Origin of the sequence: Dyella marensis (assembly GCF_049532885.1) — a bacterium.
Taxonomy (GTDB): Bacteria; Pseudomonadota; Gammaproteobacteria; order Xanthomonadales; family Rhodanobacteraceae; genus Dyella_D; species Dyella_D marensis.
The window spans coordinates 2,057,481-2,083,835 of record NZ_CP064029.1; the positions used below are offsets into that span (position 1 = coordinate 2,057,481).

Consider the following 26,355-nt stretch of genomic DNA (forward strand, 5'->3'; position numbering starts at 1 on the left):
GCGGCGCGGCCGGCGTAGGTTGGGGTGAGCCGCAGGCGAACCCCAACAATGCGAGGCGCACCGCCGCGTTGGGGTTCGCCTGCGGCTCACCCCAACCTACGTGGGTGGTCGGGCTTAACGAGGAAATAATGGAAACGGCATGTGCATATGTCGATACATCCTTTCCGGCATAAGCACTCCGAGGTCTACCTTCGACGAATAGACGTATAGACGTCCAAAGAAGGTCCAGCCTTGAACGCCGTCGTTTCGCAGGAATCCCTCGCTTCGCCGCTCGCCGCCGACAAGGCCGCGCAACTCCAGCGCCTGCTGGAGGGCCTGGCGCCCCACGAGCTGTACTGGGTGGCCGCACGCAGCGCGGCGCTGGCGGCGCGCGGGCCGCAGCCGGCGCAGGTGCAGGCTGCGGCCGCGGCGACGGAACGGGTCACCGTGCTCTACGGCAGCCAGACCGGCAATGCCAAGCGCGTGGCCGAGCAGCTGCTCAAGAAGCTGGAAGCGGCCGGCCTGCCGGCGCGGCTGGTGCGCGCCGACGCCTACGTGCAGCGCGAACTGGCGCAGGAGCGCCAGCTGTTCCTGGTGATCAGCACCCAGGGCGAGGGCGAGCCGCCGGACGATGCGCGCGGCCTGATCGACTTCATCGCCAGCCGCCGCGCGCCGCGGCTGCCGGCGCTGCGCTATGCGGTGCTGGGCCTGGGCGATTCCAGCTATCCGCAGTTCTGCGCGATCGGCCGCCAGCTCGACGCGCGGCTGGAGGAACTCGGCGCCGCGCGGCTGGATCCGCTGGCCGAGGCCGACGTCGACCTGGACGAAGTGGCCGCGCCCTGGACCGCCGCCGCGCTGGAGCGCGCCCGCGAACTGCTGAAGGCGCCGGCGGCCGCGGTGCGCGCGCCGCTGCTGCAGGCGGTGCCCACGCATGCCGTGCACGACCGCGACCACCCGTTCGCCGCCACCGTGCTGGCGAACCAGCGCATCGTGTCGCGCGACAGCGAGCGCGAAGTGCTGCATGTGGAGCTGTCGCTGGAAGGCTCCGGCCTGAGCTACCGGCCCGGCGATGCGCTGGGCGTGTGGCCGCGCAATCCGCCGGCGCTGGTCCGGCAGTGGCTGGCACTGCTGCAGTTGGACGGCGACGCGGACGTGACCCACAACGGCCGCACGCTGCCGCTGCTGCGCTGGCTCACCGAGGAGCGCGAGCTGACCCGCCTCGCTCGCGGCTTCGCGCTGGCCCATGCCAGGACCAGCGGCGATGCCGGCCTGGCGCGGGCGCTGGAAGATCCGGTGGCGCTGACCGCGCTGCTCGACACGCACCAGCCGATCGACCTGCTGCGCCGCTATCCGGCCCCGTGGGAAGCCGCCGCGCTGGTCGCCGCGCTGCGCCCGCTCACGCCGCGGCTGTATTCGATCGCCTCCAGCTCCGCCGTGGTCGGCGACGAAGTGCACCTCACCGTGTCCACGGTCGACTACGAAGCCTTCGGCGAACGCCACTGGGGCGCCGCCTCGGCCTTTCTCGCCGCCAGCGGCGAAGACGCGCGCGTGCCGGTGTTCATCGAAGCGAACGAGCGCTTCCGCCTGCCGGCCGACAGCGCGCGCGACGTGATCATGGTCGGTCCCGGCACCGGCGTGGCGCCGTTCCGCGGCTTCGTGCAGGAGCGCCACGAGACCGGCGCCAGCGGCCGCAACTGGCTGTTCTTCGGCAACCGCCATTTCGCCGACGACTTCCTCTACCAGCTGGAATGGCAGGAAGCGCTGAAGCAGGGCGCGCTGCACCGGCTGGACCTGGCCTTCTCGCGCGACGGCGCCGGCAAGGTCTACGTGCAGCACCGCCTGCGCGAACACGGCAAGGAGCTGTACGCCTGGCTCAGCGGCGGCGCGCATCTGTATGTCTGCGGCGACGCGACGCAGATGGCCAGGGACGTGCACGCGGCCCTGGTCGACATCGCCGCCGAGCACGGCGGCCTCTCCCACGAAGACGCCGGCGCCTGGCTGGCCGACCTCCTGCAGCAAGGGCGCTACGCGCGCGACGTGTATTGATATGAGCGCAGCACTTTCCGATTTCGAACGCGTCAAGGCCGCCAGCCGCCAGCTGCGCGGCGGCATCGCCGCGGGCCTGGCCGATCCCGTCACCGGCGGCATCAGCGAGGACGACGGCAAGCTGCTCAAGTTCCACGGCAGTTACCAGCAGGACGACCGCGACCTGCGCGAGGAACGCCGCCGCCAGAAACTGGAGCCGGCCTACAGCTTCATGCTGCGCGCGCGCCTGCCGGGCGGCGTGGTCACGCCCGCGCAGTGGCTGGAATTCGACCGCCTGGCGCGCGAGCACGCCAACGGCACGCTGCGCATCACCACGCGGCAGACCTTCCAGTGGCACGGCATCATCAAGCGCAAGCTCAAGCCCACCATCGCCGCCATCCACGCCAGCCTGGCCAGCACCATCGCGGCCTGCGGCGACGTGGTGCGCAACGTGGTGAGCACCGCCAACCCGGTGGAGACGAAGGCGCACGGCGCGGCCTATGCGTGGGCGGCGAAGCTGTCGGATGATCTGGCGCCGCGCACGAGTGCGTATCACGAGATCTGGCTGGACGGCGAGCCGCTGGTGGGCGAACCGGAGGTGGAGCCGCTGTACGGCGCCACCTATCTGCCGCGCAAATTCAAGATCGGGCTGGCCATTCCGCCGTTGAACGACGTGGACGTGTTCTCGCAGGACCTCGGCCTGATCGCGATTGCCGAGGACGGCGAACTGAAGGGTTTCAACCTCGCGGTGGGCGGCGGCATGGGCGCCACGCACGGCGATGCGTCGACCTATCCGCGGCTGGCGACGGTGCTCGGCTTCGTCACGCCGGAGCAGTTGTATGCCGCCTCCGAGGCCGTGGTGGCGCTGCAGCGCGACTGGGGCAACCGCGTGGAGCGCAAGCATGCGCGGCTGAAGTACACGCTCGATCATCGCGGCGTCGACGTTTTCAAGGCCGAGCTGGAACGCCGCCTCGGTTTCGCGCTGGAACCCGCGCGTCCCTTTCGCTTCGACCATAACGGCGACCGCTACGGCTGGATCGAAGGCCACGACGGCCGCTGGCATCTCACCCTGCATATCGAATCGGGCCGCCTCGCCGACCGCGGCGAGCGCCGCTGGCTGAGCGGCCTGCGCGAGCTGGCGCGGGTGCACCAGGGCGATTTCCGCCTTACCTGCAACCAGAACGTGATCGTGGCCAACGTGCCGGCGCACGAGCGCGCGCGCATCGACGCCATCGTCGCCGCGCACGGCCTGGACGATTACCGGCGCATCAGCCCGATCCGCCGCCACGCGGTGTCCTGCGTGGCGCTGCCCACCTGCGGCCTGGCCATGGCCGAGGCGGAGCGCTATCTGCCGGAACTGCTGGACAAGGTCGAGGCGCTGTTGGCCGGCCATGGCCTGGCCGATGCGCCGATCGTGCTGCGCGTCTCCGGCTGCCCGAACGGCTGCTCGCGTCCTTACCTGGGCGAGATCGCCCTGGTCGGCCGCGGCCCCGGACGCTACGACCTGCGCCTGGGCGCGGACTTCAGCGGGCAGCGGCTCAACCGCGCCTACCGGGAGAACGTGGACGAGGCGGCCATCCTCGCCGCGCTCGATCCGCTGTTCGGGCTTTACAAAAAGCAACGTCAACCGAACGAGGGCTTCGGCGATTTCCTGCTTCGTGCGCAGGTACTGGCGGCGCCGCCGGACCGGCGCATCCCGTTGGAGGTCAGGGCATGAACGGCGCGACGCTGGAAGCGGCGCGGCAGGATGCGGATGCATGGGCGGAACTCGATCACTGGCTCGGCACGCTGGATGCCGGACACCGCGTGGCCTGGGCGCTGGAGCACGCGCCGGGCGCGCATGCGCTGTCGTCCAGTTTCGGCGCGCAGGCCGCGGTGTCGCTGCATCTGCTGACGCGGCAGCAACCGGACTTGCCCATCATCCTGGTCGATACCGGCTATCTGTTTCCCGAGACCTACCGCTTCGTCGACGAGCTGCGCGAACGCCTCGCGCTGAACCTGCACGTGTACCGCTCTCCGCTGGGCACCGCCTGGATGGAATCGCGCCATGGCCGGCTGTGGGAGCAGGGTGTGGAAGGGCTGGGGCGCTACAACGAGCTGCGCAAGGTGGAGCCGATGCGGCGCGCGCTGGAGGAGCTGGGCATCGGCAGCTGGTTCGCCGGCCTGCGCCGCGGCCAGTCGCGCAGCCGCGAACGCATTCCCTTCCTGCGGCTGAGCCAGGGCCGCTGGAAATTCCATCCGATCGCCGACTGGAGCGACCGCGACGTCGGCCGCTACCTGCAGCGCCATGGCCTGCCTTACCACCCGCTGTGGGAGCAGGGCTACGTGTCGATCGGCGACACCCACACGACCCGGCCATGGGAGCCGGGCATGGACCCCGAAGAGACGCGTTTCTTCGGCCTCAAGCGCGAGTGCGGCCTGCACGACCTCACCTGACCCTTCCGCCCCCGATATCCAAATAAAGAACGCCATCATGAGCCAGAGCGCACTCGCTGCACTTCCCGTCGAAACCGAACTGGAGCCGTTGATCGCGCCGCATGGCGGCACGCTCAAGGACCTCTACCTGCCGTATGCCGAGGCGCAGGCGCTGAAACAGCGCAGCGCGGGGCTGCCGGCACTGGACCTCAACACGCGGCAGCTGTGCGATCTGGAGCTGCTGCTCAACGGCGCCTTCTCGCCGCTGGAAGGCTTTCTCACCGAACGCGATTATCTGCGCGTGGTGAACGAGCTGCGGCTGGCCGACGGCACGCTGTGGCCGATCCCGGTCACGCTGGACGTGAGCGAAGCGTTTGCCGCCACGCTCGCGCCCGGAGCGGAGATCGTGCTGCGCGATGCGCAGAGCGTGCCGCTGGCCGTGCTGGAACTGCAGGACATCTATCGCCCGGACCGCGCGCACGAAGCGCAGCAGGTGTTCGGCACGCAGGATCATTTGCATCCCGGCGTGGCCGAACTGCTCGAACGCACCCGGCCGGTGTATCTCGGCGGCCGCCTGCGCGGCATCCAGCAGCCGGTGCACTACGACTTCACCGAGCTGCGCGACAGCCCGCGCACCTTGCGCGCCTGGTTCGAAGCGAACGGCTGGCGCCGCGTTGTGGCGTTCCAGACGCGCAACCCGATGCACCGCGCGCACCGCGAGCTGACCCTGCGCGCCGCGCAGAAGGTGGGCGCCAAGCTGCTGATCCAGCCCTCGGTGGGCCGCACCAAGCCCGGCGACGTCGACCACTACACCCGCGTGCGCTGCTACCGCGCCCTGTTGCCGCAGTACCCGGCCGACAGCGCCAAGCTCTCGCTGCTGCCGCTGGCCATGCGCATGGGCGGGCCGCGCGAGGCGATCTGGCACGCAATCATCCGCAAGAATTACGGCGCCACGCATTTCATCGTGGGGCGCGACCATGCCGGCCCGGGCCAGGATTCGAACGGCCAGCCGTTCTATGGGCCGTTCGATGCGCAGCATCTGCTGGAGCGCTACCAGGACGAACTGGGCATCCAGGTGGTGGCGTTCCCGGCGATGGTCTATGCGGCCAACCGCGATGCCTACGTGCCGGCGACCGAAGTGGCGGCGGACGACGAGGTGCGCGACATCTCCGGCACGCAGCTGCGGCGGCATCTGCACGAGGGCACGGACATCCCTGCGTGGTTCACCTTTCCCGAGGTGGTGAAGATCCTGCGCGAACGCCATCCGGCGCAGGCGCCGCGCGGCTTCGCGCTGTTCTTTACCGGGCTGTCGGGTGCGGGCAAGTCGACCATCGCGCAGGCGGTGGTATCGCAGCTGCTGGAGCACACCAGCCGCGCGGTGACCGTGCTGGACGGCGACGAGGTGCGCAAGCATCTGTCGCGCGGCCTGGGCTTCTCGCGCGAGGATCGCGATGCCAACGTCACGCGCATCGCCTACGTGGCGAGCGAGATCGTGCGCCACGGCGGCGTGGCGGTATGCGCGCCGATCGCGCCGTATGCGAATACGCGTGCCGAGGCGCGCGGCCTGGTGGAGGCGCATGGCGACTTCATCGAGATCCACGTGTCGACGCCGCTGGAAGTGTGCGAGGCGCGCGACCGCAAGGGGCTGTATGCGCAGGCGCGCGCGGGGAAGATCGCGCAGTTCACCGGGATCAGCGACCCGTACGAGGCGCCGGAGCAGCCGGAGGTGCGGGTGGATGGAAGCGGTGCCGAGCCGGCGGTGCTGGCGGGGCACATCCTGGGGTTGTTGAGGGATCGGGGCTTGTTGTCCGCCTGATGCGGCTGCAACGACGGCGTAGGTTGGGGTGAGCCGAAGGCGAACCCCAACATTGCGATGCGCATCGGTGCGACGATGTTGGGGTTCGCCTTCGGCTCACCCCAACCTACGTCCTACGCCGGGGTCAGTCCGCCGCGCGCTCCCGCCAGTGCGGCACCGCCGGCCAATGCGTCGCCCCGCCGCTCGCCAGCGCGCGGCTCACCGCCCGGCGCTCCAGCTGCGGCGCAAACAACCCGATAAATTCCAGCGCGAACTCCCGCAGCACGCTTTCCTTCCGCAGCACGATCCACGTCGTGCATGGCGCGAACAGATGGTCCGCCGGCAGGGCGCGCAGATCCTGGTCGTCCGGCTGCACCGCCATCTCCGCCAGCACGCCGATGCCGACGCCGGCGCGCACATAGGTCTTGATCAGGTCCGCATCGCTCGCCGTCATGGCGATCTGCGGATGCAGGTTGGCCGCGTGGAAGGCGCGCGCCAGCGAGGAGCCGGGCTTCAAGGAGGAGTCGTAGCTCACCAGCGGATACGCCGCCAGTTCGTCCAGCGTCGGCGGCCGTTCCAGCCTCGCCAGCGCATGCCGGTGCGGCACCATCGCCACGCGGTTCCAGCGATAGGCGGGCAGGGCGATGCCGCTGCCGGAGGGCGCGCCGCCCGAGCTGCTGACGATGGCCAGGTCCACGTGGCCGCCTTCGAGCAGGCCGATCACGTCGGCATCGGTGGACGGCAGCAGATGCACGCTGACCTGCGGGTATTGGCGGGTGAGCGCGGCCACCGCGCCGGGCAGGGCGAAGCGCGCCTGGGTATGGGTGGTGGCTACGCGCAGCGTGCCGCGCGATTCATTGCGCAGGTTGGCGGCGATGGAGCGGATATTGGTGGCTTCGGCCAGGATCGTGCGCGCGCGTTCCAGCACGTGGCTGCCGGCGTGGGTGATGGAATCGAGGCTGCGGCCCTTGCGGTGGAACAGCTGGAAGCCGAGTTCGTCCTCAAGCTGCTTGAGCAGCTTGCTGAGTCCGGGCTGGGTGGCGTGCACGCGCTCGGCGGCGAGCGTGATGTTGAGGCCGGCGTCGGCGATGGCGACGAGATAGCGCAGTTGCGTGAGGGTCATGCGAGGGCATCCTGGAGCGGGCAGGTCGGGTGGACTGGCTTGCGGGCGCTGCAGGGGTACATCGCGTGATGGCGGGGCGGCACGGACCGGCGCCGGCCGGGAGGCCGGAGGGCAGGGCGTCGGTGGCGTGGCTCGCGGTCGTCATTTAGACGTCTATACATCCGTTTAATGATGGCGTCAATGCGCGGTCGGGGTCTTATGCCGAAAACGGGAGCTGCCACATAACCGCGCGGCATGAGCGGCCAAGGACAAATCATTTGCCCGGCTGCGTGGCCCCGCCTAGCGTCGTTATTCCCTTGTCGATGGTGCGATGCCCATGAAGCTGTACCCGCTGTTTGCCGATCTCGCCGGCCGCCGCGTGCTGGTGGTCGGCGGGGGCGCAGTGGCCGAGCGCAAGGCGGCGGCGCTGCTCGAAGCCGGCGCGGCGGTGACCGTGGGTGCGCTGGCGGCGACGGAAAACCTGCAGGCCTGGGCGGCGGCGGGCCGGATCGAGCTGCGCCTGGATGGCTTCGAACAGGCCTGGCTCGACGGGTGCTGGCTGGTGATCGCGGCCACCGGCGAACCCTTGCTCAACCGCCGCATCGCCACACTGGCGGAAAAGCGCCGGCTGTTCGTCAACGTGGTGGACGATGCGGAGCTATGCAGCTTCCACGTGCCCGCGGTGATCGACCGCGATCCGGTGACCATCGCGATTTCCAGCGGCGGCACCGCGCCGGTGCTGGCGCGGCTGCTGCGCGAAGGGCTGGAAAGCCTGCTGGATCCCGCGCTGGGTCCGCTCGCCGCGCTGGCCGCACGCCTGCGCGGGAAAATCCGCGCACGCCTGCCGGATCTCGGCGCGCGCCGCCGCTTCTACGAGCAGCTGTTCGCCGGCCCCGTGCTGCAGCTGCTGCGCCGCGCGCAGCCGGAGCAGGCGGAGGCCGAAGCGGAGCGCGCGCTCGCCGGCGCCGTGACGCAAAGCGTCGGCAGCGTCGTGCTGGTCGGTGCCGGCCCGGGCGATCCGGGCCTGCTGACGCTGCGTGGCCTGCGCGCATTGCAGGAAGCGGACGTGATCCTCTACGACCGCCTCGTCGCCGCCGAAGTGCTGGCCTTGGCACGCCGCGATGCCGAGCGCATCGAAGTGGGCAAGGAAGCCGGCAACCACCACGTCACCCAGGAACGCATCCACGCCTTGCTGCTCGAACACGCGCAGCAAGGCCGCCGCGTGGTGCGCCTGAAAGGCGGCGATCCCTTCGTGTTCGGCCGCGGCGGCGAGGAACTGGAACATCTGCGCGCCCACGGCGTGCCTTACGAAGTGGTACCCGGCATCACCGCCGCGCTGGCCTGCGCCGCCTATGCGGGCGTGCCGCTGACCCATCGCGAGCATGCGCAGTCGGTGCGTTTCCTCACCGCGCATTGCCGCGGTTCCCACGACACGCTGGACTGGCCCGCGCTGGCGCGCGAACGGCAGACGCTGGCGGTGTACATGGGTGTCAGCGAACTCGGTACCGTGCAGGAACAGCTGCTCGCCCATGGACGCGCGGCAAGCACGCCGTTCGCCTTGGTGGAGAACGGCTCGCGCATGAAGCAGCGCGTGGTCACCGGCACGCTGGCCCGGTTGCAGCAGCTGGCGACAGCGCATGAGGTGCGCTCGCCGGCCTTGCTGATCCTGGGCGAGGTAGCGGCGCTGGCCCGGGAGCTGGCCTGGTTCGGCGCGCCTCCTGTCGGCGACTGTTCCGAAATTGATGCATCGTCGGTGGCCGAAACGCCCCTGGCCCGGCGCGCCTGACGCAAAATTTCACCGCGAAGGGCGCACTATGCGCCGACCCGCCCATGTCCTTTCCATCCTCGCCTGGAGCCTTTCATGATCTACGACAGCATCCTCGACACCATCGGCAAGACCCCGGTCGTGAAACTGCACCGGCTGGCGCCGAAGCACGTCGAGCTTTACGTAAAGGTGGAAGCGTTCAATCCGGCAGGTTCGGTGAAGGACCGCCTGGCCCTGGCCATCATCCTGGACGCCGAGGCGCGCGGCACCATCAAGCCCGGGCAGACGGTGATCGAGGCCACCTCCGGCAATACCGGCGTGGCGCTGGCGGCGGTGTGCGCGGCGCGCGGCTATCCGTTCGTGGCGGTGATGACCGAGACCTTCTCGATCGAGCGGCGCAAGCTGATCCGCGCCTACGGCGGCAAGGTGCTGCTGACCCCCGCGGCCGAGCGCGGCAGCGGCATGGTGCGCAAGGCCAGGGAGCTGGCGGACAAGCACGGCTGGTTCCTGGCCAGCCAGTTCGAGAATCCCGCCAATCCGGCCTATCACCGCAGCACCACGGCCGCGGAAATCCTGCGCGATTTCGCCGGCCGCCGGCTGGATTACTTCGTCACCGGCTGGGGCACTGGCGGCACGCTCACCGGCGTGGGCGAGGTGCTGAAGGTGGCGCGTCCGGAAGTGAAGGTGATCGCCAGCGAACCGGCCGGCGCCTCGCTGCTGAGCGGCAAGGAATGGCAGCCGCACAAGATCCAGGGCTGGACGCCGGACTTCGTGCCGAAGGTGCTCAACCGCGAGGTGGCGCAGCAGATCCTGCCGGTGGACGACGTGGTGGCGCGCGACACCGCGCGCGCGCTGGCGCAGCAGGAAGGCATCTTCGTGGGCATTTCCTCCGGCGCCACGCTGGCCGCGGCGCTGCAGGTGGCGAAGGATGCGCCGGAAGGCTCGGTGCTGCTGGCAATGCTGCCGGATACGGGCGAGCGGTATCTGTCGACGTTCCTGTTCGAGGGCGTCAATGAGGGTTCGGACGAGGTCGAATAACTCCACGCCCCGACAACCTACCCCCTCTCCCCTCCGGGGAGAGGGCTGGGGTTGAGGGGCCGGTCGGAGCGGTGAGCGGAGGGTCGAGCGACGTAGGTTGGGGTGAGCCGAAGGCGAACCCCAACAAACCCGCACGGTGCCGCAACGTTGGGGTTCGCCTCTGGCTCACCCCAACCTACGATGAGGCCCGCCCCACTCAGCGATCAGCTTTTTTCCCACATCCGCCAACGCATCGATCGCCGGCAGCAACTCCCTGCCCAACGGCGTCAACGCATACTCAGCCGACGGTGGCGACGTCTCCAGCACGGTGCGCATCACCAGGCCGCGCGACTCCAGCTCCCGCAACCGCGCACTCAACACCCGCGCCGAAATCTTCGGCATGTCATGCCGCAGTTCCCCGAACCTCCGCGGCTCCCCGCTCAGCAACCACACCACATTCGGCGCCCACGCCCCGCGCAGCAGTCCCAGCACTTCGCTGAGCGGACACGCCGGCGGCGGCATCACTTTGTTCTTGCGGACGGGCAGGCCCATGGCGCGGTACCGGTAACTGGCGAGATACCGGATTTTAGGGGCTGCCCCCGGCCAGGTGGTATCCAACAGTAACCATGGCTGGCTACGATGGCCGTCTTACCCCACCCGTTCCATCCAAGGAGGATCGCCATGAAGCTCTACTACGCCGCCGGTGCCTGTTCGCTGTCGCCGCATATCGTCGCGCTGGAAGCCGGGATTCCGGTCGAGCTGGTGAAGGTCGACACCAAGGCCAAGCGCACGGCCAGCGACCAGGACTACTGGCTGATCAACCCCAAGGGCTATGTGCCGGCGCTGACGCTGGACGACGGCGAGCTGCTCACCGAAGGCCCGGCCATCGTGCAGTACCTGGCGGACCTCAAGCCGGAAAGCGGCCTGGCCCCGGCCAACGGCACCACCGCGCGCTACCGCCTGCAGGAAATGCTCGGCTACATCAACTCCGAGCTGCACAAGACCTACTCGCCGCTGTTCAAGCCGGAAACGCCGGACGTGGTGCGCGAAGAGCGCAAGGAATACCTGCGCAAGCGCTACCGCCTGCTGGAAGAGCGCCTGGCCCAGCACCCGTGGCTGGTGGGCGACCGCTTCACCGTGGCGGATGCCTACCTGTTCACGGTCACCAACTGGGCCAGGCACGTGGCGCTGGACCTGTCGGAATTCCCGGCGCTGCTGGATTTCCAGAAGCGCGTGGCGGAGCGCCCCGCGGTGCAGACGGCGCTGGAAGCCGAAGGCCTGAAGAAAGCGGCCTGAGGCCATGAAAAAGGGGCGCGGATCACGCGCCCCTTTTTCTTCATGCGGAAAACGAACCCGCTCAGATCTCGCGAGCGAGCGGCTCCGCCAGGCCGATATAGCCGCCCGGCGTCAGCTCCATCAAACGCTGCTTCGCCTCCGCCGGCAGGTCCAGCCCGGCGATGAATGCGCGCATCGACTCCTTGGTGATGCCCTGGCCGCGGGTCAGCGCCTTCAGCTGCTCGTACGGCTCCGGCAGGCCGTAGCGGCGCATCACGGTCTGCACGGCTTCGGCCAGCACTTCCCAGGCGGCGTCCAGGTCCGAGGCGATGCGGTCGGCGTTGACGTTGAGCTTGCCCAGGCCCTTCTGCAGCGATTCCAGCGCCACCAGGGTGTGGCCGAAGGCGGTGCCCAGGGCGCGCAGCACGGTGGAGTCGGTGAGGTCGCGCTGCCAGCGGCTGATCGGCAGTTTCTCGGCGAAGTGGCCGAGCAAGGCATTGGCCAGGCCGAAATTGCCTTCGGCGTTTTCGAAGTCGATCGGGTTGACCTTGTGCGGCATGGTGGACGAGCCCACCTCGCCGGCCTTCAGCGCCTGCTTGAAATAGCCCAGCGAGATATAGCCCCACACGTCGCGCGCCAGGTCGATCAGGATGATGTTGGCGCGGCGCACGGCGTCGCAGTATTCGGCCACGCCGTCGTGCGGCTCGATCTGGGTGGTGTAGGCGTTGTAGTCCAGCCCCAGGCCCTGCACGAAACGCTGCGAGAAGGCGCGCCAGTCCAGTTCCGGATAGGCGATGGCGTGCGCGTTGTAGTTGCCCACCGCGCCGTTGATCTTGCCGGGGATGGCCACCGCGGCCAGCTGCGCGCGCTGGCGCTCCAGGCGCGCCACCACGTTGGCCAGTTCCTTGCCGAGCGTGCTGGGCGAGGCGGTCTGGCCGTGGGTGCGCGAGAGCATCGGCAGCGCGGCGTTGGCATGGGCCAGTTCGCGCAGCTTGGCGCTGACCGCGTCGAAGGCCGGCAGCAGCACCTGCTGCCGGGCGTCGCGCAGCATCAGGGCGTAGGAAAGATTGTTGATGTCTTCGCTGGTGCAGGCGAAGTGCACGAACTCCTTGGCCTGGGCCAGGGCGGCGTCGTTGCCGATGCGCTCCTTGATGAAGTACTCGATCGCCTTCACGTCATGGTTGGTGGTGGCTTCGATGGCCTTGACGCGCTCGCCGTCCTCGACGCCGAACTTCGCGGCAATCTCCTTCAGCTGGGCGACCTGCGCGGCGGAGAAGGCCGGCAGCTCGGCGATGCCGGGATCGGCGGCCAGCGCCAGCAGCCATTCGATCTCGACGTGGACGCGCCGGTGCATCAGGCCGTACTCGCTGAAGATCGGGCGCAGGGCTTGCGCCTTGCTGGCGTAGCGGCCGTCCAGCGGGGACAGGGCGGTCAGGGCATGGGCAGACATCGAGGCGATCCGGCAGAGGAAAAACGGCATTTTACAACGGGCCGGGCCTGTCCCGCCCCCGGCGCCGCTTGGCACCGCCCTAACGGGGGCGGGCCTATAGTGGCTCGATCACTCCAGCGTGAAGGAAACCAGGGCATGAGCCAGTACCGCATCGAACACGACAGCATGGGGGAGCTCAAAGTCCCCGCCGATGCGCTGTACGGCGCGCAGACCCAGCGCGCCGTGGACAATTTCCCCATCTCCGGCCTGCGCCTGCCGCGCGCCTTCATCCGCGCGCTGGGCCTGATCAAGGCCGCCGCGGCCGAGGCGAACCTGGGGCTGGGCCATCTGCGCAAGAACCAGGCCGCGGCCATCCGCAAGGCCGCGCTGGCGGTGGCGGACGGGCAGTACGACGACCAGTTCCCGATCGACGTGTTCCAGACCGGCTCGGGCACCAGCACCAATATGAATGCCAACGAGGTGATCGCCCACGTCGCCGGCAAGGCCGGCGCCAAGGTGCACCCGAACGACCACGTCAACTACGGGCAGAGCTCCAACGACGTGATCCCCACCGCCATCCACGTCAGCGCCACGCTCACCGCCAGCGAGCAGTTGCTGCCGGCGCTCAAGCACCTGAAGAAGGCGATCGAGCGCCGCGCGCGCGAACTGCGCAACGTGCCCAAGACCGGCCGCACCCATCTGATGGACGCCATGCCGGTCACCTTCGGCCAGGAACTCTCCGGCTGGGCCGCGCAGATCGCCAGCGCCATCGAGCGCATCGAAGACAGCATCAAGCGCATGCGCCGCCTGCCGCAGGGCGGCACCGCGGTAGGCACCGGCATCAATGCGGACCCGAAGTTCGGCCCCGCAGTCGCGCGCGAGCTGAAGAAGCTCACCGGCGTGCGCTTCGATGCGGCGGACAATTACTTCGAAGGCATGGCGGGGCAGGACGCGGCGGTGGAGCTGTCCGGCCAGTTGAAGGCCTTGGCGGTGGCGCTGATGAAGATCGCCAACGACCTGCGCTGGATGAATTCCGGCCCGCTGGCCGGCCTGGGCGAGATCGAGCTGCCGGCGCTGCAGCCGGGGTCGTCGATCATGCCGGGCAAGGTCAATCCGGTGATTCCCGAAGCCACCGCGATGGTGGCGGCGCAGGTGATCGGCAACGACGCGGCCATCACCATCGGCGGCCAGTCCGGCAATTTCCAGCTCAACGTGATGCTGCCGCTGATCGCGCACAACCTGCTGCAGTCGATCGGCCTGCTGGCGAACGTGAGCGTGCTGCTGGCGGATAAAGCCATTGCGGGCTTCAAGGTGAATGCGCCGCGGGTGAAGGAAGCGCTCGACAAGAACCCCATCCTGGTGACCGCGCTCAATCCGGTGATCGGGTATGAGAAGGGCGCGGCGACGGCAAAGCAGGCTTACAAGCAGAAGCGGCCGATTCTGGACGTGGCGCTGGAGACCACGGGGCTGCCGAAGGAAGAGCTGAAGAAGCTGCTCGATCCGATGGCGCTGACCAAGGGCGGCATCCACGGCGGTGGAGGCGGCGGCGGCTGAGCGCCGCTGCCAATACATGCGGCGTAGGTTGGGGTGAGCCATAGGCGAACCCCAACATCTCGATACGTTCGAACGTGGCGATGTTGGGGTTCGCCTTTGGCTCACCCCAACCTACGTCGTTGCGGCGGGGTGTCAGTCCTTGCGCTCGGTTTTTTCGTCATTCCTGCAATCGGTCACGGACTTCTCGTCCACGATCCCCGCATACGGCTTGAACGCCGGCAGGCTGGTGGCCAGCTGGTCCTGGGCGACCTTGATGTCCGCCAGGTCGTCGCAGATCTTCATCACCTGGGCGGTGATCTTCTGCGTCTGCGCTTCCACGCGCTTGTCCACGCTGTCCTTGTCGCCGGCGACGGATTCGGCCACGCCCTTGAGCGCTTCGCCGGCCATGGCAGCGCCGGCCTTGCCGGTCTCGATGCCGTGCTGGCGGATAGCCGTGGCGCTGATGTAATAGCGGCGCAGCAGCTCGCGCTGGCGGTCGTCGATGCCGATGTCCTTGCCGTCGATGCTCAGCGCGCCGGCCTGGTCGATGGTGGCTTCCGGCGCCCCCTGCGCGTTGAGCAGGATCAGGCCATGGCGCTGGGTGATGCGGCCATGGTCGGTCGAGGTATAGCTGCCGCTTTCGCAGCCGGCGGCGAGGACGCACAGGGCGAGCACGGGGATCAGTTGACGCTTGAGCATGTGGATTTCCTGGCTCCTTGAGTGAGGGTGTTCAGGACGCCCGTCCTACCGGCGCGCACGGCGGATGCGGCTGCGTGCGCGCCTCGGGCGTGCGCCATTGCGGATGGTCGTAGGGCACGTCGCTTTCCCAGAACCACGGATAGCAGGTGGGGCCCAGCGCGGCATCGAGCAGATACAGATACAGGCCTTCGGCATTCGAGCTGTTGCTCATGATCAGCACGCAGTCGCGCGAGTTTTGCAGGCAGAAGGCAAGGTTGTTGGTGCCGTCGTCGTGGCCGGTCTTGAACCAGGCGGTGCCGCGCGGCGACTGGTACACGGTGACGCCCAGCGCGGTGGACAGGCGGATGCCGTCGTTGTCGTGCGTGGTGGCGGTGTCCAGCGTGGGGAACTGGGTGACGGACCGGATGCGCTGCACCGGCTTCAGCCACTCGGCGCGCGCCTTGGCACCCAGGCCGTCGGCGCGCACCATGCCGGCCAGCAGCTGGGCGTAGTCGCGCGGGGTGGTGTCCATGGAGCCGGCGGCGCGCACGCTGCCGCGCTGCCTGTGGCCCAGCGGCTTGCCGTTCTCGTCGTAGCCGATGGCGAGGTTGCCGGCGAAGTCGGCGCGCCAGGTCATGGAGGTATGGCGCATGCCGAAACGGTCGAACAATTGCTTCTGCATCAGCGTGGCGACGTCGACGTCCTGGCCGTGTTCCAGCACGAACTGCATCAGGTTGATGCCTTCGCCGGAATAGGCGTAGCGGCTGCCGGGTTCGGCGTAGATCTTGAGCTTGCCGTTCGGGTCGTAGCTGGTGGCGCCCGGCGGGAAGTTGCGGAAGTTGGGAAAGCCGGCGCGATGGGTGAGCAGCATGCGCGGGGTGATCTTGCGCCAGCGCGGATCGTCGGCCAGATCCGCGTATTTGTCGTAGTCGGGCAGGGGCTTGGGCAGCAGCTTGTCGATCGGCGTGTCCAGATCGAGCTTGCCCTGGTCGACCAGGCTCAGCGTGGCGTAGGTAAACGCGGCCTTGGTGATGGAGGCGGCGTACATCACGGTATCGACGGTGAGCGGCAGCTGCTGTTCGAGGTCGCGCTGGCCGTAGGCCTTCAGATGCACCACCTTGCCGTTCTCGATCACCGCCAGCGCCAGGCCCGGCACGTGGGCGGCCTGCATGAGGCGGGCGACTTCCTGGTCCAGGGCGGGGCCGCGGAGGCGGGTGGGGTCGGCGTGGGCGGTAGTGGCGAGCAGGCAGGCGGCCAGCAGCGCCGAAGCAAACGACGACTTCCTTGACCGATCCATGCAATCCCCCTTACTGACTCAGTCCCCAAGAGCGAACCCTTCTCCCTTCGGGAGAAGGTGGCGGCAGCCGGATGAGGGTTCGGGCGGAGCTGTGCACATCACCCTTGCGCTCCGCCCGTACCCTCACCCCAACCCCTCTCCCCGTGCACAAATTGGTAAACGGGGAGAGGGGCTCACCTCGCTCAATTCTTGTCGTCGTCCTTCCCGCAATCCTCCACATCCTTCTGCGTCATCGTGGCGTACGGCCGAAACTCCGGCAGCGCCGCGGCCAGCTTCTGCTGCGAAGCGAGCAGGTCGGGCATGCGCAGGCACAGCTTGGCCGCGGCGGCCTTGATCTGTTCGGTCTGCGGCTTGATGCGGTCCTCGATTTCCTTGTCGCTCTTGCCGGTGAGCGCGCCGAAAATCGCTTCCTTGGCCGCGCTGGTGCCCAGGCTCGCGCCGCTGGCGCCGATATCCATGCCGGCTTCGGCGATGCTGATGATGTGCTGGCGGTAATCGGCCACCAGGGTGTGCTGCTCGGGCGTGGTGGTCACCGTCTTGCCGGCGATGACGAAGTCGCCCTGCGGGGTGATCACCGCGCGGGGCAGGCCGCTGGTGTCGTCTTGGTGGCGGTCGTTGTCCTTGCCGACATGCACGCTGCTGACGTTGATGTCCTTGGTGGCCAGCTCGCGCTTGGCCTGGTCGATGCCTTTCTGCACCTGCGCGGCAATGAACGAGGGCGAGGTGGCCTGCTGCACTTCCTTCGCCGCGTCGGCCACGCCCTTGGACGCGCCGGTGTCGGCCTGGCCGGCCTGGTCGTCCTGGCCGCAGGCCGCCAGCGAGAGGCTGAGCGAGGCGGCGAGCAGGCCGGCGGTGATCGAGCGGTACTTCATGGCGTGACTCCTGTCGAAGCTGGATGGAATGGCGCGGAAGAGAGCGGCGGCGGCTTGGGCGCCGCCGCCGCGGAGCTTGGGTCAGCTGTCGTCGCGGACCCGGCGGAACCAGATGGCCGCGGCGATCATGGCGACCGCAGCCGCGACACCGATCCACAGGTTGGGCGAGCCCAGCACGGCGTAGGTCTGCGCCGGCGAGAGCAGGGCCAGCGGGTTGTGGGCGTCGCCCAGGTCCCCGGACATGCTGCGGAAGGAGTGCCGATCCAGGGCGAAGTGGGAACCCGGGAACACGCTCAGCAGCGAGCGGGCCACGATGTTGGACCAGAACCACACGGCCGTCTCGTTGAACACGCCCATGATGCCGAACCAGGTCACCATCAGGCCGGCCACCACCGGCGCGGCCACCGCCCACAGGAAGGGCTTGCTGCGTGCCCAGGCCGAGCAGAGCATCAGCCAGCCCACCGCGGGAGCCGCCCACAGGGCATACACCGGGATGGAGCTGAGCAGCGAGGCGACGGCGCGCAGCGGGTGGGCCAGGGTCAGCAGCTCCCACATGTTGATGCCGTGGAAGGACAGCACCAGCGAGAAGATCACCAGCTGCAGCAGCCCGACCGCGATGCCGACGACGACCGCGATGGCCGGTGCGAGCACCACGGCGCTGGCCACTTTCGAGAGCACCGTGCCGGTGTTGGACAGCGGCAGCGACTTCCAGAACAGCACGCTGCGGTCGCGGCGGTCGTCGTACAGCGAACCCAGGCAGTAGAAGAACACCACGAAGCCCAGCACGATGGTGATCAGCCCCATCGAGGACAGCATGGTCATGTCCAGCGCCGCGCCCACCTGGGCCAGGTCGCCGTCGCTGGCCTTTTCGATCAGCTCGCGGAAGTTGTTGCCGCCGATCTGGATACCGTGGCGGGCGCTCATCACCTCGGCGGCGACGATGGCCATCACGTTGAGCACCAGGAAGACCACGCCCGTCACGATCGGGGCCCACAGGAAGCCGCCGCGGTTCTCCCAGAATTCGCGCTTCACCTGCCAGTAGAAGGTTTTCATGCGTAGGTCCCTTTCATCGTGGCGACGAACAGGTCGCTGACCGACGGGCGGCGTACCTCGCCCATGGCTTCCAGCGTGGCGCGGTCCGCGCCGTCGAACAGGAAGATGCTTTTGCCGAACACCTGGCGCTCGTCCAGCGGCTTCATGCGGCGGGCGGCGTCGGCTTTGTCCGCGCCGACCATCACTTCGGCGAAGCGCTCGCCGACCGAATCCATGTCGGCATCGAGCACGATCTTGCCGTCGCGGATGAACATCAGGTCGGTGAGGATGTGCTCGATCTCTTCCACCTGGTGGGTGGTGACGATGATCGTCTTGTTCTCGTCGAAGTAATCCTCCAGCAGGCTCTGGTAGAACTGCTTGCGGTAGAGGATGTCCAGGCCGAGGGTGGGTTCGTCCAGCACCAGCAGGCGGGCGTCGATCGCCATCACCAGGGCCAGGTGCAGCTGCACGATCATGCCCTTGGACATCTGCTTGACGCGCTGATTCGGGGTGAGCTTGGTGCGCGCCAGGAAGGCTTCGCACTTGGCGCGGTCGAAGCGCGGGTGCACGTTGGCGACGAAATCCACCGCCTCGCTCACCCGGATCCAGCGCGGCAGCACCGCCACGTCGGCGATGAAGCACACCTGTTCCATCAGGCGGTCGCGCTGGGTGCGCGGGTCGAAGCCGAGCACATCGAGCTTTCCTTCGAAATCGGTCAGCCCGAGGATGGCCTTCAGCGCGGTGGTCTTGCCGGCGCCGTTGGGGCCGATCAGGCCGACGATGCGGCCGGACTCGATGCGGAAGTCCACGCCGTCCAGGGCGGTGGTGTTCTTGTAGCGCTTGCGCAGTCCGCTGGCGGAGACGATGGCGTTCATGACTGCTTGGCCTCCGCCGCGGTCATCAGGGTCTTGAGATCCAGCCCCAGCCGCTGCAGGCGTTCGAACAGCGCGGGCCATTCTTCGCGCAGGAACCGCTCGCGCTCGGACTTAAGCAGTGCCTCGCGGGCTCCATCGATCACGAACATTCCCAGTCCCCTCCTTTTTTCCACTAGTTGATCGTCGACCAGTTCCTGGTACGCCTTGGAGACCGTAAGCGGATTGATCTGAAAATCCGCGGCCACCTGGCGCACTGACGGCAGCGGGTCGCCCTCGTTCAAGGCGCCGTCCAGGATCATCGCCACGACGCGTTCGCGCAGCTGGCGGTAGATCGGGACGCTGTCGTTCCAGGTGATGGTCATGGATTAATCCTTCGTGATGCGGCCGAACGTGGTGCCAAACGAATAGTAGGGCATGGCCAGCTGGGCCCCGAGCAGGGCGACGCCGCTTTCGGCGGCATGGGCCGCGACCGGCGCCACGGTGGCCGTCGCGGTGGCCAGGCCGGCGTCGGCCAGCAGGGCGGCGGCGCGCATGTCTTCGGCGGTGGGGCGGACTTCGACCGGAGCCAGGTTGATGACCTTGACCCCGTTGATTTCGGTGACGGGCAGGACCTTGACGTTGTTGTTCACGGCGGCCAGGCCGGCGGTGGTCAGCAGGACGGCGGCGGTCAGGGCGAGCAGGTTCGGCGCTTTCATGGCAGGTCTCCTTTAGTGACCTCGTGGACCGGTGTTGTAGTGAACTATAACACCACATTTGGACCCGTCAATAGGCGATCGCTGAAATCGCAACATGACTGATGGCCTATAAGGCGGGCCGGGCTGGCTGGACCGCCGCGGAGTGCGCGCCGCGGGCGGTCCTGCCTTCGATGCCTATGGTCTCGCCGGGGTTTAGCCGGCGGCAGCGGCGGCCATCAGCCATCGCACATGACAGACATCAGGCCCGTCACAAGGCGCAGGCGGCGCCATCTGCTTCAATGAGCGGACACCAGCACAGGAGTTTGCGCATGGATCTGGGCCTTACCGGGCGCGTCGTCGTCATTACGGGCGCAAGCAAGGGCATCGGGCTGGCCTGTGCCGCCGCCTTCCTGCGCGAAGGGGCCACGGTGGTGGGCGTGTCGCGCTCGGTGGAGCATCTACAGGCCGCGCGCCGGCAGATGCAGGAACAGGGCCTGGCGCTGCACGTGGAACCGGCCGACCTCGCCGACAGCGTGGCCGCCCAGGTGGTGATGGAGCGCATCGAGGACGACCACGGCCCGATCGACGTCCTGGTCAACTGCGCCGGCGCCGCCAGGCGCACGCCGCCCGCGGAGCTGGACGCCCAGGCCCTGCATGCCTCGATGCAGGCGAAGTACTTCACCTATATGCATGCCATCGATCCGGTGATCCGCCGCATGGCGGCGCGCGGGCGCGGGGCGATCGTGAACGTGGTCGGGCAGGGCGGGCGGCAAGCCAATCCCGTGCATATCGGCGGCGGCGCGGCGAATGCAGCCTTGATGCTGGCCTCGGTGGGGTATGCGACGGCGTATGCGGGCAAGGGCGTGCGGGTGAATGTGATCAACCCCGGCATGACGCGCACGGGACGCGTGCAGGAAGGCTTGGAAGCGTCGTCGCGCGCGACCGGCAAGTCGAAGGACGAACTGCTCGCCGCGCAGGTGGAGGAGATTCCGCTGGGCCGCATCGCCGAGCCGGAGGAGATCGCGAACGTGGCGTTGTTTCTCGCGTCGCCGCTGGCCAGCTACGTCACCGGCGCGGTCATCCCGATGGATGGCGGCAAGACCGGCGCGATCTGAGGCTGGCGCATCATGGAAAGCATCGCTCAATGGCTTGGGCTGACCGACACGCGCAGCCGATGGGTATTTTCATTGGCGATGCTGGGCATTGCCGCATGCCTGCTGACGGCCGAATGGGGCACGCCGTCCTGGCACAGGAATCTGTTGACGCTGGCCTGCCTGATCGGCGCCCTCGGTGCGCGGATGTTGAACCGGGGGCAGGGTGAGTTGACCAAGACCTTGCCGGAGATCTACCGGGACCGCTTGCGCAGCGGCGTGCGCATGTCGTTCGCGGCGAAGTTGCTCAGCCTGCTATGCATCGGGCTTGGCCTGCTGTCCTTCGTTACGCCGGCGGGGCAGTAGCCGGCTGCGCCGGCATCGGGACGGTCAGCAATTCGCAGGCTTTCCGCAGAGCGGTGAAGCGGCGTGGCTGAAAAGCCTCGAATCTTCTTGCGATCCCCGTATCATGGCCCGGCTCGATTCGATCACGGATCCGATCGCCCTCCATCCACTGGATATGCCATGAGCCCTGCCGCACCGCGTCTGCCGACGTCGCCGCTTTCCCTCGACGGCCCCGAATGGAATCTGCTTCGCCAACAGCATGCACTGCGCCTGGCCATGCTCGAACGGCGCTTCGAAGAAGTCGAGGAGATACTCGGCGCGCTGGAACACGAATGGTGGCAGGCGCCCGACGAAGCCGCGGTGGCGTACGAATATCTGGTGCGCGCGCCGGCCCTGTTCGATTTCGCCACCGTGCCCGCGGACGTGCGCGTCGAATGCCTGCAGGCATGGAATGCCGCGTTTCCCAAGTCGTATCACGCACGGCTGGTGCTGGGCCGTTATTACTACGGCCGCGCCGGGGATATTCGCACCGCCGCGTGGGCGTCCCAGGTCAGCCAGGCGCAGTGGCTCGCCGCGGCCATGGCCTGTGCGCGTGCCGCCGAATATCTGCTCGAAGCCATCGCGCTTTCCGCACGGCCGGCTATTGCCGCTAAAGACCTGATGGAAATGTCGCGGCATTTCGACGAACCGGCATTCGTGGATGCGCTGTTCCGCGGCGAAACACCGGAAGCGCCGCCCAGCCGCGAGGACATAGGGCCGCAGCTCTACGACGCCGCGCTGGCCTTGCTCAAGCACTACGCCATCGTGCCGCCGGAGCATTTCCCCGCGAGCTTGCCCGCCGGCTTGCCGGCCCGCGTTGCGGGCGAAGCGGCGCGGCCCGCGGATTACTGGCTTCGTTTTGCCGCGCAGGTCAAGCCCGCATGGCCCGGCTTGCTGGCCAGCTACGCCAATTACCTCACCCCGCGCTGGGGCGGCGAGCCCGGCGAAGTGGAGAAATTCGCCAAGGGGCCGCTGTGCGCGTCCTTGACGGAGGCGCAGCTCAGCGTGGTGCGGTGGCCGGGCGTCAACGACGCGCTGAGCGAATTTCCCGAGCAGGGCAATACCCGGGCCATCGCCGCTCACGAAAAGGCGATGGAGCGCTGGCTGGCCGGCCAGATGCCGGATTACGTGCGCTTTATCGCGATGGGCAGCCTCGCCAACTTCACCACCTATTCGCTGGGCGACCGCGATAAGGCGCTGCAGCGGCATGTCGCCTCCCTGCGGTATTGCCACGCTCCTTATGTGTATACGGATGCGGAAGGAACCTTCCGCGATTACGCGCGCCTGATGCTGATGTTCGGCTTCGCCGACCAGGATGGCGCATTCAAGCAGGTGCTGGAGCGCGCCGTGCGCTGGTTCGACGAGCCGACCATGCTGGCGATTGCGGCCGTCGCCTATCGTTTCGGCCTGTGGGATATCGCGCCGGATCATGCGCTGGCGGCGTCGCTGATCGAACGCACGGCCGAACTCGCGCCGATCCAGCAGCCCAGTTCCTTCACCCCGCTGGCCGTCTGCCGCATGCTGTGGGACGGCGACCGCCACGAGGCCTCGGTCTATCTCGCCAGCGAGCTGGCGGAGCGCCGCGTCTACGAGGCCAGCGCCTTCATGTACGACGTGCGCCGCGGCTGGCTGCCGGATACCGAGCCGCATCATGTCGACGAGGCCCAGTCGCTGCATTGGCTGGAGCGCGCGGCGGAAGAAGGCATTTCCACCGCGCTGTACAACCAGGCTTATCGGCTCGAGAAAATGGACGGCATGGACCTGAGCCAGCGCGCGAATTTCGAACGGGTGCGCGAGCTCTATCAGCAGGCGCTGGAGCAGGGCCTGGCCATGGCCTTGATCCGCCGCACCAGCCTGCTGCGGCGCTTCGGCACGGAGCAGGAAAAACAGCAGGCCGTGGCCGATATGAAAGCGGTCATCGCGGACGAGGACTACGACGACCTTATTGCCGGCGAGGCCTACGGCGAGATCGTGCTGGCCTATAAGTACGGCGACGGCGTGCCCCGCAGCGAATACATCGCCATGCAGTGGTTCGACCGTTTCAAGGAACTGCATCCGGAGCATTCCAGCCTCGAATGGCTGGAATCGCAGGTCTACGGTGACAGCGGCTGGCAGATGGCGGGCAGGGCGCTGCGTGCGTTCTTCGGCGCCAAGCCCTCGGCCGAGCACTTGCCGCCGCGCTAAGCCTCAAGGAGCGGACCATGGATCGGATACCGCGGCGCGACGGGCGATGGCGAGCGTGCAGCTGGCTGCTGCTGGGCGAGCTGCTGCTGTTCGCGGCGGGCGGCGCGCTGGTGCTTTCGCCGTGGTGGCTGGCGCATATTGTCCGTTCGCCGCTGGTGTTGCTGCTGCTCGCGCTGCCGGTGCTGTCGTGGGTGGTTTATGGCGTGGCGGTGTTGCGGGCCTGCGCGGTTGCCTTGCCGGCGCCGGCCGCGCAGGGTGTTCTGCTTTCCGAAGGCGAAGCGCCAGCATTATTCGCCGAGCTGAAACGGCTGCAGGCTGCGTGCGATGCGCCGGCGTTCGACGAGGTCTATATCGACGGGCGCTTGAATGCCGCGATCTACCAGACCGGCCGCTCCAGGCATGTGCTGATCGTCGGTCTGCCTTTGCTGGCGCTGCTGTCGCCCGCGCAGTGCGCGGCGGTCCTGGTCCATGAGTACGCGCATATCTCGCGCAGCCATGGGCGGCTGGCGCGCTGGGTGTATCGGGCGCGGTTGCGCTGGCAGGCGCTGGAAAGCCTGCATGAGCGCAATCACCGGCTGGTGACCGCGCCACTGCGGCTGTTCCTGGCGTGGTATGTGCCGCGGATGCTGCGCGAGACGCTGGCGTTTTCGCGGCGCTGCGAACAGGTGGCGGATGCGCTTGCGGTGGCGGTCTGTGGTTCGCGTATGGCCTGCGAAGCCGAGGTCGCCTTGGCGTTGCGCGAGAAAGCCTTGGACGGCAGGTTCTGGCCGGAGCTCTTCGGTCGGGCCGGGCAAGACGATATCGAGGCGGTGCGGCCGTTCGAGCGCCTTCTGTCGGGCGATGCAGACGCCAGGCCGCGCGATAGCGCCGAAGCGACGGTATGGGTGCACGAGCTGCTCTGCCACAAGACGTCGCCGGACGATACGCATCCGGCGTTTGCCGAACGCGTTGCCGCCACGGGTGTGGATCCCTTGCGCGACCTGCCGGCATTGCCTTGGCGCCACCCGGACCGCTCGGCTGCGGAAACATGGCTTGGCGATGCGGCGGCCGGGATAGCCGAGTGGCTGGATCACCGTTGGCAACCGAACGCGCAGTCCGATTGGGCGGCGGCGGCGGCGCGCCATCTCGAAAAGGCCGCGTTCTACCGCGATCTGCTTCAGCGCGAGCAAAGCCAGGTATTCGACGCCTCCGACTGGTGCCGCCTGGCTTCGCTCGCCCGCGAGTTCGAGGAAGACCCATCCATCCAGGACGATTTCCTGCGCCGTGGATGGGAGATCGATCCCGAGCATCCGCGCCTGCTGGCGATGCAGGGCGATCGGCTGGCGGAGCGGGGCGATCTTGTTGGGGCGATAGCGCTATGGACGTCGATAGCCGAGGGTCCGTGGCGTTCGCGTCATCAGGTGCATCGCCGGCTTTCCGAGCTCCATCTGCGTGTCGGCGACCATGCTCGTGCGCAACAGGAACGCATCACGGCCGACGCCTTATGGCAGGACGCGGACGTCGGCCCATCGGACGCCCCGCAGCCGCATGGCCTGGATGCCGCCGAAATCGGCTTGCTGTGCCGCCAGCTGGCGCCGGTCTTCGTCCATGCCCGCGCGCTGTGGCTATGCCGCCAGGCGTCGGCGGACAACGACGAGCAAACCCCGTGGATATTGTTCGTGCAGGCTTTCGATGCGCCGCTGCTGCGCGCCGTGGGTGCGCTCACCGGCGAAAAGGACAGGCAGCGCTCCGCCTGCGAACGCCTGCTGCTGAAACTGGTGCCGCGGCTGCATCTGCCGCTGGAAGTCAGAATGCTCGGCCCCCGCGATGCGCCGGGCGATTATTGCAACCCGGCCAGCCAGATCGCCCTGGTGGCGGCATCGACCTGAGAGGCCGCTGTTAATCCGCGTGCGGCAGTGCATCGAGCCTCGCCTGATATTCCATGATCAGGCCAGGGTCCGCGTCGTGGCGATGCTTGTCGATGAAGGCGGCCAGGGCGCTGCGATATTCGGCGATAAACGCCTTGTTCCCAGGGCTCACGGCAAATTGCGCGGCGGCCTTTTCGACGGGCCCGCGATCTTCGGCGAGCTGATATCTTTTTCCATAGCTCGACTGCTCGCGCATGACGACAAAGTTGCGCGGAAACCCCGGGATATACCTCACCACGAACATCTCGCCCTGCGGCGGGATCATGATGGCGTTGGTAATGGGATAGATGCTGGCGGACATGGTGTCGAACTTCACCACCACGTCCTGGCCGTCCGCCGTTTTCAGCACGCCGTCGAACTCCCAGATGTTCTGGTCGTTGAGGGTGGAGTTGGTTTCCTCGGCATGGGTGATGATCGCCGTTCCTTCGACACCGAACGCCTGCAGGAACAGCGCATTGAAGATATGCGCGACAAAGAGATTCATCACGCCATAGATGAAGAACGCCAGGATCAGCCCATACCAGCGATCCTTGCCCGTCCGCTTGGCCAGCCACCGGGACAGCACCACGCCGATAAATATGAGCACGGGCCAGGCCAGGAACGGATGCTGGGTGAGGAAATAAAGGATCGCTGAGAGTGCGGTCATGATCGGTCCGGTCCTTCGGAGAGTGATGGGCGATGGGCGCAGTCGGGACGGCCTGGCTATGCAGTCAGCATCTTAGCGTCACGGCGATTGGGGCAGTGGCGAAGGGGCGTGTTGCCATGATGCGATACTCGCCGGACCTTGATGTTGCGATCCCGTTACCTTGGCGAAGGCTTGGCGCTTGTGGCTTTCGGCGATTGAAGCGGCTGAATGCGTCAGTGATGCATGAGCGCCACGACACCGTCATTCCGGCGCAGGCCGGAATCCAGTAGCGGGGCGCTGTATGGAGCGTGTCGCTCCAAGATGTCGCTTTTGAATGTCCTCGCGACAATCGAACGTTATCGTTACTGGATTCCGGCCTACGCCGGAATGACGGTTGGGAC

The 26,355-nt window shown here is 67.8% G+C and carries 23 protein-coding genes; 12 read left to right on the forward strand and 11 right to left on the reverse strand.

Annotated elements, in window-relative coordinates:
- Window positions 1–231: 231 nt before the first annotated feature.
- The 4 genes from ISN75_RS09100 to ISN75_RS09115 are packed head-to-tail and all read left to right on the forward strand — an operon-like array spanning window position 232 to window position 6,235.
- A complete protein-coding gene (locus ISN75_RS09100) occupies window positions 232–2,025 on the forward strand; it encodes an assimilatory sulfite reductase (NADPH) flavoprotein subunit (RefSeq protein ID WP_343821402.1) in 1,794 nt (597 codons plus the stop codon).
- A gap of 1 nt (window position 2,026) precedes the next feature.
- Window positions 2,027–3,721 carry an assimilatory sulfite reductase (NADPH) hemoprotein subunit gene (gene cysI, locus ISN75_RS09105; protein ID WP_343821400.1) on the forward strand — a complete coding sequence of 565 codons (1,695 nt, stop codon included), beginning with the start codon at window positions 2,027–2,029 and terminating at the stop codon, window positions 3,719–3,721.
- On the forward strand, window positions 3,718–4,440 hold the full coding sequence (locus tag ISN75_RS09110; protein ID WP_343821398.1) for a phosphoadenylyl-sulfate reductase: 723 nt from the start codon (window positions 3,718–3,720) through the stop codon (window positions 4,438–4,440). The genes cysI and ISN75_RS09110 overlap by 4 nt, the downstream gene beginning before the upstream one ends.
- 37 nt (window positions 4,441–4,477) lie before the next feature.
- Window positions 4,478–6,235: a bifunctional sulfate adenylyltransferase/adenylylsulfate kinase gene (locus tag ISN75_RS09115; protein ID WP_343821396.1), complete on the forward strand. Its 1,758-nt coding sequence runs from the start codon at window positions 4,478–4,480 to the stop codon at window positions 6,233–6,235.
- Between the two features lie 124 nt (window positions 6,236–6,359).
- Here the strand turns inward: ISN75_RS09115 and ISN75_RS09120 are convergent, their stop codons facing one another.
- Window positions 6,360–7,337, reverse strand: coding sequence for a LysR substrate-binding domain-containing protein (locus ISN75_RS09120; protein ID WP_343821394.1), 978 nt, complete (start codon window positions 7,335–7,337; stop codon window positions 6,360–6,362).
- A gap of 316 nt (window positions 7,338–7,653) precedes the next feature.
- On the opposite strand from ISN75_RS09120, the gene cysG reads away from it, so the two are divergent.
- Both cysG and cysK read left to right on the forward strand, forming a co-directional pair.
- A complete protein-coding gene (cysG, locus tag ISN75_RS09125; RefSeq protein WP_343821392.1) occupies window positions 7,654–9,102 on the forward strand; it encodes a siroheme synthase CysG in 1,449 nt (482 codons plus the stop codon).
- Between the two features lie 75 nt (window positions 9,103–9,177).
- Window positions 9,178–10,119 carry a cysteine synthase A gene (gene cysK / locus ISN75_RS09130; protein ID WP_343821391.1) on the forward strand — a complete coding sequence of 314 codons (942 nt, stop codon included), beginning with the start codon at window positions 9,178–9,180 and terminating at the stop codon, window positions 10,117–10,119.
- A gap of 165 nt (window positions 10,120–10,284) precedes the next feature.
- On the opposite strand, the gene ISN75_RS09135 is transcribed toward cysK, so the two are convergent.
- Window positions 10,285–10,650, reverse strand: a complete 366-nt coding sequence (locus ISN75_RS09135) for a helix-turn-helix domain-containing protein (protein WP_343821390.1) — start codon at window positions 10,648–10,650, stop codon at window positions 10,285–10,287.
- A gap of 129 nt (window positions 10,651–10,779) precedes the next feature.
- Between ISN75_RS09135 and gstA the strand changes: the two genes are divergently transcribed.
- The gene (gene gstA / locus ISN75_RS09140; protein ID WP_167257735.1) at window positions 10,780–11,394 is read left to right on the forward strand and encodes a glutathione transferase GstA; all 615 of its coding nucleotides are present in this window, start codon (window positions 10,780–10,782) and stop codon (window positions 11,392–11,394) included.
- A 61-nt stretch (window positions 11,395–11,455) separates the two neighbouring features.
- Here the strand turns inward: gstA and purB are convergent, their stop codons facing one another.
- Window positions 11,456–12,823: an adenylosuccinate lyase gene (gene purB / locus ISN75_RS09145; protein WP_343821388.1), complete on the reverse strand. Its 1,368-nt coding sequence runs from the start codon at window positions 12,821–12,823 to the stop codon at window positions 11,456–11,458.
- Between the two features lie 135 nt (window positions 12,824–12,958).
- Between purB and ISN75_RS09150 the strand changes: the two genes are divergently transcribed.
- Entirely contained in the window at window positions 12,959–14,356 is a 1,398-nt protein-coding gene (locus ISN75_RS09150) for a class II fumarate hydratase (RefSeq protein WP_168649602.1), read from the forward strand.
- A gap of 132 nt (window positions 14,357–14,488) precedes the next feature.
- On the opposite strand, the gene ISN75_RS09155 is transcribed toward ISN75_RS09150, so the two are convergent.
- The 7 genes from ISN75_RS09155 to ISN75_RS09185 all read right to left on the reverse strand — a co-directional run bounded on the left by ISN75_RS09155 (window position 14,489) and on the right by ISN75_RS09185 (window position 19,784).
- The gene (locus ISN75_RS09155) at window positions 14,489–15,034 is read right to left on the reverse strand and encodes a DUF2884 family protein (RefSeq protein WP_167257732.1); all 546 of its coding nucleotides are present in this window, start codon (window positions 15,032–15,034) and stop codon (window positions 14,489–14,491) included.
- Window positions 15,035–15,065: 31 nt separating this feature from the next.
- Window positions 15,066–16,310: a serine hydrolase domain-containing protein gene (locus tag ISN75_RS09160; RefSeq protein ID WP_343821386.1), complete on the reverse strand. Its 1,245-nt coding sequence runs from the start codon at window positions 16,308–16,310 to the stop codon at window positions 15,066–15,068.
- Window positions 16,311–16,492: 182 nt separating this feature from the next.
- Window positions 16,493–17,182: a hypothetical protein gene (locus tag ISN75_RS09165; RefSeq protein ID WP_343821384.1), complete on the reverse strand. Its 690-nt coding sequence runs from the start codon at window positions 17,180–17,182 to the stop codon at window positions 16,493–16,495.
- Window positions 17,183–17,263: 81 nt separating this feature from the next.
- The gene (locus ISN75_RS09170) at window positions 17,264–18,235 is read right to left on the reverse strand and encodes a hypothetical protein (RefSeq protein ID WP_167257729.1); all 972 of its coding nucleotides are present in this window, start codon (window positions 18,233–18,235) and stop codon (window positions 17,264–17,266) included.
- The gene (locus ISN75_RS09175) at window positions 18,232–19,089 is read right to left on the reverse strand and encodes an ABC transporter ATP-binding protein (protein WP_167257728.1); all 858 of its coding nucleotides are present in this window, start codon (window positions 19,087–19,089) and stop codon (window positions 18,232–18,234) included. Before ISN75_RS09175 ends, ISN75_RS09170 begins: the two co-directional genes overlap by 4 nt.
- On the reverse strand, window positions 19,086–19,451 hold the full coding sequence (locus ISN75_RS09180) for a GntR family transcriptional regulator (protein WP_167257727.1): 366 nt from the start codon (window positions 19,449–19,451) through the stop codon (window positions 19,086–19,088). Before ISN75_RS09180 ends, ISN75_RS09175 begins: the two co-directional genes overlap by 4 nt.
- 3 nt (window positions 19,452–19,454) lie before the next feature.
- Window positions 19,455–19,784, reverse strand: coding sequence for a hypothetical protein (locus tag ISN75_RS09185; RefSeq protein WP_167257726.1), 330 nt, complete (start codon window positions 19,782–19,784; stop codon window positions 19,455–19,457).
- A gap of 308 nt (window positions 19,785–20,092) precedes the next feature.
- On the opposite strand from ISN75_RS09185, the gene ISN75_RS09190 reads away from it, so the two are divergent.
- The 4 genes from ISN75_RS09190 to ISN75_RS09205 all read left to right on the forward strand — a co-directional run bounded on the left by ISN75_RS09190 (window position 20,093) and on the right by ISN75_RS09205 (window position 25,290).
- Window positions 20,093–20,878 carry an SDR family NAD(P)-dependent oxidoreductase gene (locus tag ISN75_RS09190; protein WP_343821382.1) on the forward strand — a complete coding sequence of 262 codons (786 nt, stop codon included), beginning with the start codon at window positions 20,093–20,095 and terminating at the stop codon, window positions 20,876–20,878.
- A gap of 12 nt (window positions 20,879–20,890) precedes the next feature.
- A complete protein-coding gene (locus tag ISN75_RS09195; protein WP_343821380.1) occupies window positions 20,891–21,220 on the forward strand; it encodes a hypothetical protein in 330 nt (109 codons plus the stop codon).
- Window positions 21,221–21,379: 159 nt separating this feature from the next.
- On the forward strand, window positions 21,380–23,422 hold the full coding sequence (locus ISN75_RS09200) for a DUF4034 domain-containing protein (protein WP_343821379.1): 2,043 nt from the start codon (window positions 21,380–21,382) through the stop codon (window positions 23,420–23,422).
- A gap of 158 nt (window positions 23,423–23,580) precedes the next feature.
- Window positions 23,581–25,290, forward strand: coding sequence for a M48 family metallopeptidase (locus ISN75_RS09205; protein ID WP_343821377.1), 1,710 nt, complete (start codon window positions 23,581–23,583; stop codon window positions 25,288–25,290).
- Between the two features lie 10 nt (window positions 25,291–25,300).
- Here the strand turns inward: ISN75_RS09205 and ISN75_RS09210 are convergent, their stop codons facing one another.
- Complete coding sequence (locus ISN75_RS09210; RefSeq protein ID WP_167257721.1) at window positions 25,301–25,975, reverse strand: hypothetical protein; 675 nt, start codon at window positions 25,973–25,975, stop codon at window positions 25,301–25,303.
- Between the last annotated feature and the right edge of the window lie 380 nt (window positions 25,976–26,355).